Origin of the sequence: Puniceibacterium confluentis, from assembly GCF_007923445.1 — a bacterium.
In the GTDB taxonomy this organism is placed as follows: domain Bacteria; phylum Pseudomonadota; class Alphaproteobacteria; order Rhodobacterales; family Rhodobacteraceae; genus Puniceibacterium; species Puniceibacterium confluentis.
Genome location: NZ_VOJI01000029.1, coordinates 24,505 through 40,268, shown reverse-complemented (window position 1 = coordinate 40,268; position 15,764 = coordinate 24,505). Strand labels below are relative to the sequence as shown.

14 protein-coding genes are annotated in these 15,764 nt (G+C 66.3%); 7 read left to right on the top strand and 7 right to left on the bottom strand.

What is annotated here, in order from left to right:
- Both FOY53_RS19905 and FOY53_RS19900 read left to right on the top strand, forming a co-directional pair.
- The coding region (locus FOY53_RS19905; RefSeq protein WP_222435300.1) for a hypothetical protein at positions 1–205 on the top strand (205 nt) is incomplete at its 5' end.
- A 135-nt stretch (positions 206–340) separates the two neighbouring features.
- Positions 341–1,621: a glycosyltransferase family 4 protein gene (locus FOY53_RS19900; RefSeq protein ID WP_146592066.1), complete on the top strand. Its 1,281-nt coding sequence runs from the start codon at positions 341–343 to the stop codon at positions 1,619–1,621.
- On the opposite strand, the gene FOY53_RS19895 is transcribed toward FOY53_RS19900, so the two are convergent.
- The 4 genes from FOY53_RS19895 to FOY53_RS19880 form a co-directional block, all read right to left on the bottom strand.
- Complete coding sequence (locus tag FOY53_RS19895) at positions 1,608–2,936, bottom strand: porin family protein (RefSeq protein WP_146592065.1); 1,329 nt, start codon at positions 2,934–2,936, stop codon at positions 1,608–1,610. The genes FOY53_RS19900 and FOY53_RS19895 overlap by 14 nt on opposite strands.
- The gene (locus FOY53_RS19890; RefSeq protein WP_246107485.1) at positions 2,936–3,601 is read right to left on the bottom strand and encodes a polysaccharide biosynthesis/export family protein; all 666 of its coding nucleotides are present in this window, start codon (positions 3,599–3,601) and stop codon (positions 2,936–2,938) included. Before FOY53_RS19890 ends, FOY53_RS19895 begins: the two co-directional genes overlap by 1 nt.
- A gap of 164 nt (positions 3,602–3,765) precedes the next feature.
- A complete protein-coding gene (locus FOY53_RS19885) occupies positions 3,766–6,261 on the bottom strand; it encodes a tetratricopeptide repeat protein (protein ID WP_146592063.1) in 2,496 nt (831 codons plus the stop codon).
- Positions 6,262–6,434: 173 nt separating this feature from the next.
- A complete protein-coding gene (locus FOY53_RS19880) occupies positions 6,435–7,121 on the bottom strand; it encodes a sugar transferase (protein ID WP_146592062.1) in 687 nt (228 codons plus the stop codon).
- Positions 7,122–7,545: 424 nt separating this feature from the next.
- Here FOY53_RS19880 and FOY53_RS19875 point away from each other — a divergent pair, with 424 nt between their 5' ends.
- Genes FOY53_RS19875 through FOY53_RS24010 form a run of 4 tightly spaced genes read left to right on the top strand, consistent with a single transcriptional unit; the run spans position 7,546 to position 11,464 of the window.
- Positions 7,546–8,433 carry an ExeA family protein gene (locus FOY53_RS19875; RefSeq protein WP_146592061.1) on the top strand — a complete coding sequence of 296 codons (888 nt, stop codon included), beginning with the start codon at positions 7,546–7,548 and terminating at the stop codon, positions 8,431–8,433.
- A 5-nt stretch (positions 8,434–8,438) separates the two neighbouring features.
- The gene (locus tag FOY53_RS19870; protein ID WP_146592060.1) at positions 8,439–10,037 is read left to right on the top strand and encodes a GumC family protein; all 1,599 of its coding nucleotides are present in this window, start codon (positions 8,439–8,441) and stop codon (positions 10,035–10,037) included.
- 11 nt (positions 10,038–10,048) lie between these two features.
- Positions 10,049–10,882, top strand: coding sequence for a CpsD/CapB family tyrosine-protein kinase (locus FOY53_RS19865; RefSeq protein WP_146592059.1), 834 nt, complete (start codon positions 10,049–10,051; stop codon positions 10,880–10,882).
- Positions 10,883–10,921: 39 nt separating this feature from the next.
- The gene (locus tag FOY53_RS24010; protein ID WP_146592058.1) at positions 10,922–11,464 is read left to right on the top strand and encodes an acyltransferase; all 543 of its coding nucleotides are present in this window, start codon (positions 10,922–10,924) and stop codon (positions 11,462–11,464) included.
- A gap of 231 nt (positions 11,465–11,695) precedes the next feature.
- Here FOY53_RS24010 and FOY53_RS19855 read toward each other — a convergent pair whose 3' ends face one another.
- The 3 genes from FOY53_RS19855 to FOY53_RS19845 form a co-directional block, all read right to left on the bottom strand.
- On the bottom strand, positions 11,696–12,703 hold the full coding sequence (locus FOY53_RS19855; RefSeq protein WP_146592057.1) for an NAD-dependent epimerase/dehydratase family protein: 1,008 nt from the start codon (positions 12,701–12,703) through the stop codon (positions 11,696–11,698).
- Between the two features lie 14 nt (positions 12,704–12,717).
- Positions 12,718–13,884: a nucleotide sugar dehydrogenase gene (locus FOY53_RS19850; protein ID WP_146592056.1), complete on the bottom strand. Its 1,167-nt coding sequence runs from the start codon at positions 13,882–13,884 to the stop codon at positions 12,718–12,720.
- A gap of 82 nt (positions 13,885–13,966) precedes the next feature.
- Positions 13,967–14,518, bottom strand: coding sequence for a hypothetical protein (locus FOY53_RS19845; RefSeq protein WP_146592055.1), 552 nt, complete (start codon positions 14,516–14,518; stop codon positions 13,967–13,969).
- Between FOY53_RS19845 and FOY53_RS19840 the strand changes: the two genes are divergently transcribed.
- Positions 14,511–15,464 carry a hypothetical protein gene (locus FOY53_RS19840; protein WP_222435299.1) on the top strand — a complete coding sequence of 318 codons (954 nt, stop codon included), beginning with the start codon at positions 14,511–14,513 and terminating at the stop codon, positions 15,462–15,464. The genes FOY53_RS19845 and FOY53_RS19840 overlap by 8 nt on opposite strands.
- Positions 15,465–15,764 lie beyond the last annotated feature (300 nt).

The window sequence follows — 15,764 nt, the reverse complement described above, 5'->3', positions numbered from 1 at the left end:
CGCGCCCGCCGCCGGGGCAGGGGGCGCGCCGCCCCGCCGCCGCCGCACCGGGCGCAACGCGCAGTTCAACCTCAAGGCCCGCCCGGACACCATCGAGAGCTTCTGCGCCGTGGCCGATGCCAATGGCTGGGGGCTGGGGGAAACCCTGGAACATGCCGTGCGGCTGCTGCAGCGCGACTTTGGCGGGCCGGGATCGTCCGGATGACCCTGCCCGCCGGGGCATGCCTTTCGGTCACACTGCATGCCTTATCTGGAAACCCCGCTTCCCTCGTGAATCCGGGTCTTTTAAGTGAGTGATACCCAACCCCGAGGAGAACCGCCGGTGTTTTCAGCCAGATCTGTGACCGCGGTCCCCGCCCGTCACATCCTGATAGTCGTCGAGAACCTGCCGGTGCCGCTGGACCGCCGGGTCTGGCTCGAGGCCACGACGCTGGTGAAGGCGGGCTACGATGTGTCGGTGATCTGCCCGATGGGGCGGGGCTGGACCGCGCCGCACGAGGTGATCGAGGGGGTGCAGATCTACCGCTATCCCGAACCCCCCGAGGCGCATTCCAGCGCCCTGGCCTATGGCCGCGAATGGGGGCTGTCGATGCTGCACTGGTTCCGGCTGGCGCGGCTGATCTGGAAGCGGCAGAAGTTCGACGTGATCCAGGGCTGCAACCCGCCGGACCTGATCTTTGTCATGGCGCTGTGCTACCGGCTGTGGGGCGTGCGCTACATGTTTGACCATCACGACGTCTGTCCCGAGCTGTTCGAGGCCAAGTTCGGCCGCCGCGGTCTGCTGTACGGGGTGATGCGGGCCTGGGAGTGGCTGACCTTTCGTACCGCGTCGGTGACGATGGCGACCAACGGCAGTTTCCGCGACATCGCCACCGGGCGCGGCGGCATGGCGCCCGAGGATGTCTTTGTTGTCCGCTCGGCGCCAAAGGTCGAGACCTTCACGCCGGGACCCGGCAACCGCGCCCTGCGCAAGGGGGCGGGTACGGTGATGGGCTATGTCGGGGTGATCGGCCAGCAGGAGGGCATGGACCTTCTGGTGATGGCGGCGGACCACCTGATCCACACCCTGGGCAAGCGCGACGTGCATTTCCTGATCGTCGGCTTTGGCCCGCAGCTGCCCGAGGTCGAGCGCGACGTGGCGGAGCGCGGGCTGCAGGCGTATTTCACCTTCACCGGGGCGCTGTACAACACCGACCTGCTGGCGGTGCTGAACGCCATCGACATCGGGGTGTCTCCGGATCCCAAGAACCGGATGAACGACATCTCGACGATGAACAAGGTCATGGAATACATGACCCTGGAAAAGCCGCTGGTGCAGTTCGACCTGACCGAGGGCCGGGTGTCGGCCGGCGCGGCGGCGCTTTATGCCCGGGCCAACGATCCGGAGGATTTTGCCCGCAAGCTGGCCGAGCTGATCGACGACCCCGAGCGGCGGGCCCGGATGGGCGCCCTGGGGCAGGCGCGGGTGCACGAGGAGCTATCCTGGGCACACAGCGTTCCCCAGCTGCTGGCGGCCTACGAGCGGATCTTCGCGAAGATGGGGCAGGGGCCGATGGCGCTGCCGGTCACGGCCGACAGCGTCCCCGAGGCCGCGCCGGCTGCCCGGGTCAGAAGCGGCTGACGAAGTCGCGCCGCAGTTCGAGGAAAATCCGGTTCGACTGCGCCGCGCCGGTGCCGTCCTCATCCCGGAAGCGGTGGGTGTAGCCGGCCGCCACGGTCCAGTCCTGCGGCAGATCGCGGCTGTAGGACAGGCCGAATTCGGTGCCGAGGGTCTGCGCCCCGGTGGCGGTCTGCTCGGTGCCCAGCAGGTTCAGTCCGACGCGGATCCGGCCCACCGGCGGCAGCTCGCGGCTGTAGGACAGCGCCGCCCGCGTGGACAGCTGTTCGCCGTCGGTGGTGTCGCTCGAGGTCACCGAACGGCTGAGCCCGAGGCTCAGAGTGCTGCGTGCCAGCTCGTGGCGCAGGTCCAGGCCGCCGGTCATGTAGGTGCCGCCCTCGGCGCTGCGGGTCGCGCCGATCTGTCCCGACAGCTGTCCGGAGGGCAGGGCGAGGGACTGGCCCAGGCTGGTGGCGATGCGGTCGCCCTCTTCGGTGCTGGTCAGGGTCAGGTTCACGGATGTGGCGCCGCGCGGGCGGGCCAGCGTCAGGGTGCTGTCCAGCGTCACGGTCTCGCGGCGCCCGGACAGGGTGGCAAGGTCGAAATCGCTCCAGGTCAGGCCAAGGTCCAGCTGCTGCACCGGGCCAAGATCGATCCGCGTGGTGGCGCCAAGGGTGCGGCGGCGGCTGTCGTCCAGGGTGGAATTGCCGGTGCCGGTGGCGGTGCCGTCGCGGTATGTGGTGTCCTCGACCCGGGCCAGCAGGCCAAAGCCCAGCGGCGCGTCATCGCCCCAGTTCAGGCTGACCCCGGCAGTGCCGCGCCGCCGGGTTGCGGTGCCGCTGACCTGATTCAGGCCGTCGGCGTCCAGACGGTTTTCGGACAGGTCGGTTTCGCGCAGCGCGGCCTCCAGCCCCAGCCGGGCGCCGACGCTGCTGCGGCCGTAGGACAGGGCCAGGCCGGGGTTGGTCAGGGCAGAGCCTGCGGCCGTGCCGCCGGGGGTGTCGAGCGCCCGCAGCGTGCCGTCGATGTCAAAGGCAAGGCGTTCGGAGCGGGTTTCGCTGAGCAGCCCGAGCGAGAGATGCGTCTGTGCCGTGGTGCTGGGTCCGGCGCTGTCGGGCTCCAGGGCGCGGTTGTCCTCGGCGGTGCTGCGCAGCAGCAGCCCGAAGGTCAGCTGCAGGCCGCCGGTGTCATAGGACTGGGCCGCCGCCGAAACCGTCAGCGCCGCAGCCGCGAGGGTGGCCAGCGGCAGTACGGGGGCCAGCCGGGCAAGGGCAGGGATGCGGGGCAGGGGTCTGCCGTTCCCCCGGCGGGGGGCCGACGGGGGTGGCGGGGGAAGCATCACTCGAACAGGCGGCGCTGGGGAACGACGATCACATCGCCATCCATCAGGGTGGCCTGTCCTCCGGACGCCTCGCCGGCCTCGATCGCCGGGTAGTTCAGCTTGTACACCGTCTCGGCCTGGCTGGCCGGGTCGGTGCGGCGCAGCTGGATCCGCTTGGTGGCGGCGAATTTGGTGAACCCGCCCATCATCGCGAACATCTGCAGCACCGTGGTGCCGGGCGCCACTTCGATCCGGCCGGGGCGGCTGGCCTCTCCCATCACGTAGACGCCGATCACCGGCTTGGCGGCGGGGGCGCTCGGGGCCCGCTGCACCCGGGGTTCGCGCGCGGCCAGCTGCTCGAGCGAGACATAGACATTGGGCATCGCGGCGAAGGCGCCGGCCAGGCGCCCGGTGAGGTCGCTCTGGATCGCCTCGACGGTGCGTCCCGAGGCCCGCATGCTGCCGGCCTGCGGCATCGAGATGCGCCCGTCCGGCGCCACCAGCACGGTGCGGTTGAGGCTGGGATCCTCCAGCACCTCGATGCGCAGCGTGTCGCCCGGCTTGACGCCGTAACCCTGCGCCGCCGCGCCGGTGGCGCCGAGCCCGGCCAGCCCGAGCGCCAGCACCAGACTGCGCAGCGCGGTTGCGGTCCGGCCGGTCCGGACCGGAAATTTCGGTTTCACGAAAATCATCCTGCTCTGCTCCCCGGGGCCTGTTGCCCTCTTGCGGTCTCTGGCTGGAGTCTAGTCCAGCCCGGAGCGCAACTGCAAAGAAATACAGTTCCCGGCGCCCGCACAGCGCCCCTTCCTGTCCGGATCGTGCCGGGGGCGCAACAATTGCGGGCAGGTCAGGGGTTGGCGGGAGCCTCGGGAGCGGGCAGGCCGGCCAGGGTTTCGCGGGCGGTCTCGAACTGTTTCAGCGGGCTGTCGCCGGCCAGATCCAGCGCCCGGGTCAGGGCGTCGCGGGCGTCGGCATCCCGGCCAAGCCCGGCATAGACCATGCCAAGGTGGTACTGTGCCAGCGCATCCGAGCCGAGCCCGGCGGCGGCGGGTTCAAGATAGTCCCGCGCCTCGTCGAGGTTGCCGCGCAGGTATTCGATCCAGCCATAGGTGTCCTGAAACGCCGGGACCTCGGTGCCGCGCAGGCGCCGCGCGATGGCATAGCCGCGTTCCAGGTTCTCCGGTCCGGCCCGGTGGGTGGTGATCAGGCTGGCCAGGTTGTTGGCGACGATGGTGTTGCTGCTGTCGCGGGCATAGAGCGTCTCGTAGACCGCGATCGCGCCGTCGATGTCACCCTCCTGCTCCAGCAGGCTGGCCTTGATCCACAAAAGGTTGGCCGCCTCGGGGATCCGGTCAAGGGCGGCGTCCAGCACGGCGGGGATCTCGTCCTGACGGCCGGCGGCGGACAGCACCCCCATCAGCAGGCGCACCGGCAGGTCGTTCTGCGGAAAGCGGTCGATCAGGGCCTGGTAGCCGGTCTCGGCCTGTGCCATGTCCCCCGTCAGCGCGTGCAGGTTGGCATCCAGCAGCTGCAGGTCCGGGTTGTCGGGCGAGGTTGCCAGGATCTCGTCCAGATAGGCGCGGGCCTCGTCGATCCTGCCGCTGCGGATCCGGGTCTGCACGATCTGCACCACGGCGCGGGCGCCCTGCCGGTCCGCCTCCGAGACGCCCTCGCCGACCACGGCCTCAAGCACGGCAAGGCTGTCCTCGGTGCGGTTCTGGCCCTGCAGGATCGCCGCCTGCAGCGTCGGCGCCGCCTGACGGGCCTGCTCCGTGTCGATCCGGCGCAGTTCGTCGACCAGGCCCTGGGCCTGTGGCCAGGCATGGGCGCGCAGGTGGCTGTCGGCCAGCATCAGCAGCAGGTCGGCATTTTCCGGCGCCCGCAGCCGGGCATCCTCGAGCACCGAAACCGCCACCTGGTCGCGGCCCTGTTCCAGCAGGAACCGGGCATAGCGCAGGGTTTCCGGCACGGCCGAGCCCGAGACCTCGACCGCCAGCGCCAGCCGTTCGCCCATCAGGTTGATGTCGCCGTCACGTTCATGCGCCAGGGCCATCAGCGTCAGGGTTTCGGGATCCTGCGGGTTCTGGTTGAGGGCGGTGCGCAGCGCCACGATCGCCTCGCCGGGGTTGTCTGAATCGATCAGCCAGCCGGCCTGCATCTTCAGCGCCTCGACGTTGCTGCTGTCCTCTTGCAGCACCTGGTCGATCAGCGCGCGGGAATCGTCGCGCGCATTGGTGCGGGCCAGCATCCGCGCCAGCATCACCTGAAGCTGGCGGGTCTGGGTGCCGGGGTCGGCCCCGTCCAGCGCGGCGCGCAGCCCGGCGATCCCGGCCTCGGGCTGACCGGCCTCGAAATCCATCGAGGCGATCATCGCGGCATAGAGCCGGCCCTTGTCGGTGCCGTCATTGGCCGCGCTCAGGCGGGCCAGCTCGGCGCGCGCCGCCGCCGCGCCGCGGGCGGTCTGCAACAGCTGCACCACGCTCAGATGACCGGCGGTGTCGCCGCTGTCGTCTCCGGCGAGCTCGCGCAGGAAGGCTTCGGCGCCGTCGGTGTCGCCCTGCGCCATGTACCAGCTGATCAGCGCCTGCTGGACCGGCAGGTTGTCGGGGAAGGTCTCGATCATCTGCCGCAGCTGGGTGCCGGTGCCGGCGATATCGCCGGTCTGGGCCAGGATCGCCACCTTGACCTGATGCAGGTAGAGCGAGTCCGGCGCGCGGGCCAGGGCGGCGTCGATGGCGGGCAGGGCGGCGGTGGGGTCTGCGCCCGAGGCAAGGTCGTCGATGACGATGCGCACCAGGGCGCCATTGTCGCGCCCGCCTGCACCGCGCAGGGTGTCCAGCAGGGTTGTGGCCTCGGCGGCGATGCGGCGGCGGGCGGTGTCGTCCCGGTCGATCCGCGCCTGCCGGTAGGTCAGCGCCAGGTGGATGGCCCGGGTTTGCGGGTCGTCCGGGGTCAGCGCCAGGGCGGCCCGGCCATGGCGTTCGGCCTCGTCCCAGTTGCCGCTCTGCATTGCCATCTCGGCCAGCGCGCGGCGCACCTCGACGGTGTCGGGATACTGTTCGATCAGCCGCAGATACTGGCTGTAGGCCTCCTGGGCCTTGCCCTGCTGCAGCAGGATCTCGGCATAGGTCTGCCGGGCTTCCTTGTGAAAGCCGTTGTACTTGAACACGTTCCGGAACTCGACCAGGGCACGCTCCTCGTCTCCGGCCTCGAGCAGGGCAAGGCCCGACTGGTAATGGCCTTCGGCCTTTTCCTCGGAGCTTTCGCATCCGGCCAGAAACAGGCCGCTGCACAGGACGGCAAGAAGAAGGATCGGACGAAAACGCTGGATATCTGTAATCATGTCACTCTGGGCTGTTCTGCTGCGGGCTTGAATCCGGCCTGCCAGGTGCCGGTCTACACCGGCTCGGGTCAACACTGAATCCCCAAATTTCCCGAAGCGGCGCCGACGGGCAGCAAAGCAACAAAAAGGGGGGCAGAACTGCCCCCCGTGTCCGATGTGATGACCGGCTCTGATCAGTAGCCGGTGGCCTTTGCCACCACCCGCACCGTGGCCGCCAGCAGGCGCAGGTCCTCGGGCAGGGACAGGCGGTTGTCATAGAGGGTGTCGCAGCGCGACCGGTCGGCGAAATCCGAGTCGTTGCGGACCGAAACCTGCCAGGTGCCGGTCAGACCGGGACGCATGCGGTAATAGGCCGAGCCGGGATACATGTTGGTCTGGCTGGGCAGCATCGGGCGCGGCCCGACAAGCGACATGTCACCCAGGAAGACGTTCCACAGCTGCGGCAGCTCGTCCAGCGAGGAGGCGCGCAGGATGCGTCCGAACGCGGTGATGCGCGGGTCGGCCTTCAGCTTCTGGGTGCGGTCCCACTCGGCGCGGGCGGCCGGGTCCGAGGCAAGAAACTGTTCCAGGCGGGCATCGGCATCCACCACCATCGAGCGCAGCTTCCACATCCGGTAATGGCGGCCGTTGCGGCCAACGCGCTGCTGACTGTAGAACGGCTGACCGCCGTTCAGGGCAACAATCAGCGCCAGGCAGCCCACCACCATCAGCACCAGCGGCGCGCTTATGGTGATCAGCACCAGATCCATCAGACGCTTGCCGCCATCGCGGTAGGGGCGGAACGGCGGCTGTGTGGTGCGCGACGGCGCGGAGACACGCAGCCCGGCGGGGGCTGTGGCATTGCGATACATCGTGGTCATGCCATCACCTCCACAAAACGGATTGCAGGTGTATTGCATGTTACGAGGTGGGTGGTTGCGGGGTACGCGGGTACTTTTTCCAAACTCACATCCAGACAGATAACCAAGGGTGGTCCCGTCTAGACACCTAAAACCTATCCGCAATTTGACCTAAATACGCTGAAAATGTGTTAACGTCATTTTCCGTGACTTATCGCCGCCTCCAGAGGCCTTCGGGAGGGAAGCTGCGGCAGGTGCTGCCATTTTTGTCACGGTTCCGGGCTGGAGATTCGGTTTCGCGGTTCCGCCTTGACGGTTTGGGTGCGCGGCTTGTCCGTATGCCCTATCCACGGTAGGGAAAGCAGGCTCTGGTTGTTTTTGAGCAGACAGTCATAATTCCCCGGGCTCACGAGAGAATGGTTCCGCGACAGATTTCAGGCATGGCATGAACAGTACGCTCGATATCTACACGGCTTTCTTCAACCTGGAAGAAAGACCCTTCTCGCTGGTGCCGGACCCGGATTTCATTTTCTGGTCGGACCAACACAATCGGGCCTATGCGATGCTGGAATACGGCATCCTGACCCGCGCGCCGATCACCCTGATCACCGGCGAGGTCGGCGCGGGCAAGACCACCCTGCTGCACCATCTGCTGCGCTCGGTCGGGGAAGAGGTGCGGATCGGGCTGATCGCCAATGCCCATGGCGACCGGGGCGAGCTGTTGCGCTGGGTGCTGCAGGCGCTGGGCCAGCCCGCCCGTCCCGAAGAGGGCTATGTCGACCTGTTCGGCCGGTTCCAGAAATTCCTGATCGAGGAATACGCCGCCGGGCGCCGGGTGATCCTGATGTTCGACGAGGCGCAGAACATGACGCGCGAGTCCCTCGAAGAGTTGCGGATGTTCACCAATATCAACGCCAACAAGGACGAGTTGCTGCAGCTGGTGCTGGTCGGCCAGCCCGAGCTGCGCGACATGATCCACCGCCCCGACCTGCGGCAGTTCGCACAGCGGGTGTCCTCGGCCTTTCATCTCACGGTGATGGACGGCGTGACGGTGCAGCATTACATCACCCACCGCCTGACGGTGGCCGGCGCCGAAGCCGAGATCTTTACCCCCGAGGCCTGCGCGCTGGTGCATGAGATGACCGGCGGGGTGCCGCGGCTGGTCAACCAGCTGTGCGACCTGTCGCTGGTCTATGCGTTCACCCGGACCGAGCATACGGTCACACCGCAGACAGTGCAGCAGGTGCTGGACGACGGGGTGTTCTTTCCCTGCCAGACGGGCGCCTTTCCGGCACCTGTCCCGGCACAGCAACCGAAGACAAAGGCAGACTGACCGCCATGGACCTGAAGTTCTATTTCTCCCTGTTCCTGCGGCGGCTGCACTGGTTCCTGCTGTTTCTGATCATCGGCTCGGCCGTCGGGCTGACCCTGGCCTCGGTCCTGCCGCCGGTCTATGTCGCCAAGGCGCGGCTGCTGGTGGAATCCGAACAGATCCCGGACGAGCTTGCCGCCTCGACCGTGCGCACCGAGGCCACCGAACAGCTTGAGATCATCCAGCAGCGCATCCTGACCCGCGACACGCTGCTCGACATGGCCAACCGGCTGCAGATCTACGCGCCCCAGCCCGGACAGCCGTCGGGGGCGCTGGACGCCGATGCGCTGGTTGCGGACATGCGCCGCCGGGTGTCGATCATCACGACCGGGGGCACGGTGCCGCGCGGCCCGGTGCGCGCCACCCTGGTGTCGGTCAGCTTCGAGGCGCCGACGGCGCGGATGTCGGCGACGGTCACCAATGAGCTGGTCACCCTGATCCTGCGCGAGGATGTGGGCATGCGCACCCGGGTCGCCCGCCAGACGCTGGAATTCTTCGAGCAGGAGGTGGCGCGGCTGGACAAGGAGCTGTCGCAGCGCGGCGCCATCATTCTGCGCTTCAAGGAAAAGAACCAGGAGGCGCTGCCCGACAGCCTGGATTTCCGCCGCAGCCAGCAGGCCGCCAGCCAGGAACGCCTGCTTCAGCTCGAGCGCGAAGCGGCGGCGCTGAAGGACCGCCGCGCCCAGGTGGTGAGCCAGCAGAGCGCCGACAGTTCGGCGCAGGGCGGCCTGCCGCTGCGCGATCAGAGTTCCGAACAGCGCCAGTTGCAGGGGCTGCGCGACGAACTGTCGGGCCTGCGCGCCGTGCTGTCCCCCGAGAACCCCAAGATCAAGCTGCTTGAGACCCGCATCGCCGCGCTGGATGCGGTGGTGCAGGAACAGCTGTCGCGGGCGGGAGTGTCGCAGGACGGCGCCGCGATGACCGTCTACGAGGTGCAACTGGCCGAAATAGACGCGCAGCTGACCCTTGTCGCTGCCCAGAAGGCGCAGGTCGAGGACAGGCTGGGCGCGCTCAGCCGCTCGGTCGAGGCGACACCGGGCAATGCGATCACGCTGGACACGCTGGAACGCGACTATGCCAACGTGCGCACCCAGTACGACCTGGCGGTGGCGAACAAGGCCCGCGCCGAAACCGGCGACGTGATCGAGGCGCTGTCCAAGGGACAGCGGATCTCGATCGTCGAACAGGCGGTGGTGCCGACCGAACCCGAACGCCCCAACCGGCTGGTGATTGCCGCCGGCGGGGTCGGGGGCGGCATGGTGCTGGGCCTGGGCATGGTGCTGCTGCTCGAACTGATGCACGCGGGCATCCGCCGTCCCGCCGACCTGACCAACCACCTGGGCATCACGCCGTTCGCGACGCTGCCCTATTACCGCACCCGGGGTGAGATGCTGCGCCGCCGGGCGCTGATCTTCGGGGTTCTGGGGGCGTTTCTGATCGGCATTCCGGCGGGACTCTGGGCGGTACACACCTGGTACATGCCGCTGGACCTGATTCTGGATTCCATCGGCCGGCGCATCGGCCTGGCCGGGCTGGGCCGGTCGGGTCCGGCGGCGCTGGGCTGAGGGGGAGAGACATGGAAAAAATTCAGAACGCCATCGCCAAGGCCCGCGCCGCCCGCACCGGCAGTGCCGCCCCCGGCACCCCGCCGTCGCGCACCGGGATCTTTGCGCCTGCGGGGGCCGGGCCTGCCGCCATTTCAACCGCCTGGCAGGAGCTGCCCGAACTGACGCTGAACGCCCGGCAGATGGAGCGCAACCGCATCGTCGCCTTCCAGGGCGGCGGCCCGGCCACCGGGGTCGACATGCTGCGCACCCGGGTGCTGCAGCAGATGCGGGCCAACAACTGGCGCCGTCTGGCCATCACCTCGCCCACCGCCGCCTGCGGCAAGAGCACCGTTGCGCTCAACCTCGCGCTCAGCTTTGCCCGGCAGCCCGATCTGCGCACGCTGCTGCTCGAGCTGGATCTGCGGCGCCCGTCGCTGGGGCGGATTCTGGGGGTCAGCCGCGACATCAGCTTTGCCGCGGTGCTCGAGGGCACCGGCACCTTCGCGGAGAATGCGCTGCGCTACGGCACTAACCTGGCAATCTCGACCAACCCGGGGCCCAGCCGCAACCCGGCGGAACTGCTGAACGGGCCGGGGGTGACGCGGGCACTGGCAGAGATCGAGGCCCGCTATGATCCGGCGCTGACGATCTTTGACATGTCGCCGATGCTGGTGACCGACGACACCATGGCCTTTGCCGGGCAGGTCGACTGTGTGCTGATCGTGGCCGGGGCCGAGTCCTCGACGATCAAGGAGATCGACCTGTGCGAGCGGGAACTGGCCAGCCAGACCAACGTGATGGGCGTGATCCTGAACAAGTGCCGCTACATGGGCGCGGACTACGGTTACGGCTATTACGACTGAGCCGGCGGCGGCGCGGCTGAAGGCGGCAGGAGAACGGCCATGGCGGTGAAAAAGAACAGCCCCTTGACGCGGCTCGGGCGGGTCCTGCGGTCCTTTGCGCATCCCTACGTGCTGCTGCATCCGTTCCGGATGCTGCATTATTATGGCTACAGCCATGCGTTGCAGCGCCCCAGGATGACGCTGGGCCACGATGTGCGGCTGGCGCCCAACAGCTCGTTCCGCAACGGCGAGCGGATCGAGTTGGGTGATCAGGTCCAGATCGGCGAATACTGCGCCCTCTGGTCGGGACGCTCTGCCAGCTGGATCCGCGTCGGCGCCCGCACCACCTTTGGCCCGGGCTGCTTTGTGACCGCCGCAGACTACGGGCTGGCGGCCGGGGAACGCATCACCGATCAGGACATGATCGAGCGTGACGTGGTGATCGGCGAAGACTGCTGGATCGGCACCAAGACGGTGATCACCGCCGGCGTCACGCTGGGCGACGGCTGCGTGATCGGCGCCGGCTCGGTGGTGACCCGCGATGTGCCCGCAGGCGCCATCGCCGCAGGCAGCCCCGCCCGGGTGATCCGGATGCGGAGTTGATGCGGTCGTTGCCGCGATATTACATAAGTCTGATTATGCGATGCGCCTCATGTAGCCGGTGCGCGCTACCTTGAAGTGCGACTCCTGTTAGAAACCAATGGGTTATCTAATGAGGCGATTGTGCCATGGGAGCTGTCTACACGCAACTGAGCTAAGAGAACGCCGGAGGATCGAGGATTGGTGGCATGCAAAGGTCCCGGCCCCCTGCTGTGACGCGATCCGGCGGCGGGACTAGGTGCCGTAATAGTCCCGATACCAGGCGACGAAGTTCGCCACCCCCTGGCGCACATCGGTGCGCGGGCGGTAGCCGGTCAGTGTCTTCAGAAGGTCCGCATCGGCCCAGGTGGCGGGCACATCACCGGGCTGCATCGGCATCAGGTTGCGCGTCGCCGACAGGCCGGTTGCCTCTTCGATCGCGGCGATGAACTCCGACAGTTGTACGGCGTTGGAGTTGCCGATGTTGACGATCCGGTGCGGCGCCACCGGTGACAGGCTGTCGCCTGCGGGTACGATGCCATCCTGCGGGCGCTGCGGCACCACCTGCATCAGCAGCCGGATCGCATGGACCAGATCGTCGATATAGGTAAAGTCCCGGCGCATGTCGCCGTGGTTGTAGACATCGATCGGCTTGCCTTCGAACACCGCACGGGTGAACTTGAACAGCGCCATGTCCGGGCGCCCCCACGGCCCGTAGACGGTGAAGAAGCGGAACATCGTGACCGGCAGGTCAAACAGATGCGCATAGCTGTGGGCCATGCTCTCTCCGGCCTTCTTGGTGGCGGCATAAAACGACATCTGCAGATCGGCCTTCTGCGTCTCGCGGTAGGGCATCTGGGTGTTGGCGCCATAAGCCGAGGAGGTCGAGGCCAGCAACATGTGTTTTGGCGGATGCGCCCGGGCGGCTTCGAGGATCTCGAAGGTGCCGGCGATGTTGCTTTCGAGATAGGAGCGCGGATTGTCGATCGAATGGCGCACCCCGGCCTGCGCGGCAAGATGCACGACACAGTCCGGACGGTGCTTTGCAAACAGGTCCAGCACCAGCCCCGGCGCCTCGACCCGCCCGATCACCGGGGTAAAATGCGCATCCTCAAGCATGGCGTGCCGCGCCTGCTTGAGGGAGACGTCGTAATAGTCGGTCAGCGCGTCCAGTCCGACCACACGGAGTCCGTCCGCCAGCAGGCTCTTGCAGAGATGATATCCGATGAAGCCGGCCGAGCCGGTAACCAGAACTGTCTGCATAGGCCGGGCCCCCCTCAGTCGGTGCCGGACAGATCGCGGGTGAACACCTTGTCCTGCACATCGGCAATCTCGTCAGTCAGCCGGTTGGCAACGATCAGATCCGCCTCGGCCTTGAAGGCCTTTAGATCAGGGATTACCCGCGAGCGGAAGAATTCTTCCTCCTGAAGCACCGGCTCGTAGACGATGACCTCGACCCCCTTGGCCTTCAGCCGCTTCATGATCCCCTGGATCGAACTCTGGCGGAAGTTGTCGGAACCGGCCTTCATCACCAGCCGGTAGATGCCCACAACCCTGGGTCCCCGCATCAGGATCTGGTCCGAGAGGAAATCCTTGCGGGTGCGGTTGGCATCGACAATCGCCCGGATCAGGTTCTGCGGCACATGGCTGTAGTTGGCCAGCAACTGCCGGGTGTCCTTTGGCAGGCAGTAGCCGCCATAGCCAAAGGAGGGGTTGTTGTAATGCCCGCCGATGCGCGGATCGAGGCTGATGCCGTCGATGATCTGGCGGCTGTCCATGCCGCCGGCCAGGGCGTAGCTGTCGAGCTCGTTGAAGAAGGCGACGCGCATCGCAAGATAGGTGTTGGCAAACAGCTTGATCGCCTCGGCCTCGTCCGGGTCGGTGAACAGCACCGGGACATCGGCGTCTTCGGCGCCCTCGAGCAGCAGGTCGGCAAAGACCTTGGCGCGCTCGGAACGCTCGCCGACGATGATCCGCGAGGGGTGCAGGTTGTCATGCAGCGCGCGGCCCTCGCGCAGGAACTCGGGGCTGAAAATCACCTGATCGGTTTCCATCTGGCGTCTGACCTGGCGGACATAGCCCACGGGGATGGTGGACTTGATGACGATCGTGGCCTTGGGGTTGACGGCCATCACATCGGCAATCACCGTCTCGACGCTGGAAGTATCGAAATAGTTGGTCTTGGGGTCATAGTTCGTCGGTGTCGCAACGATGACGAAATCGGCGTCGGCATAGGCCGAAGCGGCGTCGGTCGTGGCTTCCAGCTGCAACGGGCGGTTGGCCAGAAAGTCCTCAAGCTCGGTGTCCACGATGGGGCATTTGCCCTCGTTGACCATCCGGACCCTGGCTTCGGTGATATCGACCGCCGTGACCGGGTGATGCTGCGCCAGAAGGACGGCGTTCGACAGGCCGACATAGCCCAGGCCTGCAACTGCAATCTTCATGTCCGATACCTCTTGAAACTGTAGTGGCAGGATCTGACCCCAGACCCCGCAGGGATGAACTGTCCTGCATAAACAATGCGCGTCAGGGCCGATATACGCGGAACAATTGCTGATCACAATTGGTGCAACCGCTTGCCCGCCGCGCGGCCGCCTGCGCCGGTGCAGATGCACAAGGTATGACCCGTTCGGCGGTGGACCCGGACAGCTCCGCCCCTGCCGATCGAGGTTCTCGCCCCGGCCCGCTTGGTAGATTCGGGGTATCAGGAACCCCGGGGCCTTTCGGATGATCGCGGGCGAACTCTGAGAGCTGGCACGGTATGCCGCTGGTGGTGGTGTCGACAGTCTCGGTGAGCGAGCGAAACCCAATACCCTGCGCGCCCGGATCCTCGACCGTGGGGATCATCAGTGTCGCGGCAGACCTGTAGCCTGGCTGATGTTTCGAAATGACCCGCCCGGCATGTGCTCCAGATTGCCGGATATGAACTTTTTTCTCCGTTTCACGCACTATCGCACGCATGCCGTCCCTCTGCTTGCTATAACGAAAGTAGAAGACTTTTGCAGGACTTAACATGATATCTTCTTCAACTTGGCCTTCGGCCCGGACCAGTGAACTTGTGGGCATCGCAATGCTCATCCCCACAGAAGTCCTCCAGGTGGAACGCGATCTGATCATTGCCAAGTGGCCGGAATACCGGTTTCTTACGCCGCTCACAGCGACCTGGCTGTTCTTCGAGGCCTATAAGGCACGCTACAAGCAGCCTGGGCTTGTTCTGGCACCCGGGGAATGGCGGACAGGGGAGCATGTCGGTGAAAAAATTGACTGGTCTCAGAACAACGCGCATCTGACCCAGCTGTGGATCGCCCGCCAGAATGCCGACGCCACGGGGCTGCCGTATGGTGAGTATATGCGGTTCGCCTTTGGTTTTGCTCAGGCGCGGACGCGCAAGGAAATGCCGCAGCCCAACCAGCTTGCTCCAAGCCAGAAGGCGACCGTGGCCTGGGAGGCGAAGTTTCGGCAGCACTGGACGCTTGGGGCAAAATACGCGGCGTTCGGTGGTCTTGGGGCTTTGCCCGAGTATTGGCATCAGAATGATCGCAAGCTGCCTGCGCAGATTCGCTTCCGGCAGGAACTGATTGAATTTGATCAGGCCCATGAAGCGAAGACACCTGTGCTGATGGAGAACTGGTCTCTGAAACGGCACATACTGACTGACGCAGATTTTGCGCACCTTCCGAGCGAAATCGTTCAGGCTGCACGTGCCAGAGCCGTGGGTGATCCTTCACGGTTTGACGGGGTGCCGTTTGCGGCAAGTAGATTAAGCCCGGAAGAACTCTTGCAGAGCTGTTTCGGAGTGGCGGGAAGTGCTGCCGGAGCAGCGAGTGTTTGTGCGGACTGTGTGATGCGCAAGGCCTGCGACATAACAAACGAACGTGTTCGCAAGACGGTCCTGGACCTCACCGGAACAGAGGATCCGATCCGCGCCAAAAAACGGGACCGCGCGGCAGAACGCCAGCGTCGGTGCCGCGCGGCAAAGGCTGCGGCAAAGGCCGTGGTGCCGAAACATGCCGTGCCGCCGTGACGAGCGTCGGGACCAGCCCCGGACCGCGGGGCCTGTCACGCTCCCCTAACTTCATATTGGTTCTCTGCGTCGATACGGAAAACGTATGATATTAGGGGAGCGTGACACCCGACCCGGCTGAATGCTTCCGGAGGAGAAGACCTCAAGATCAGGAAAGCGTGACACCCATCTCTGTCCCGGATCGGCATGGGCGCTGCAGACGCCTGTACGCATTTCTCTTTTCAGAGCTGTCACAGCTCTAGCCACCCCCTGCCATGGGTCTCGCGCCCTTGGCGGGCCCACCGTGCCAGAATGGTTCTG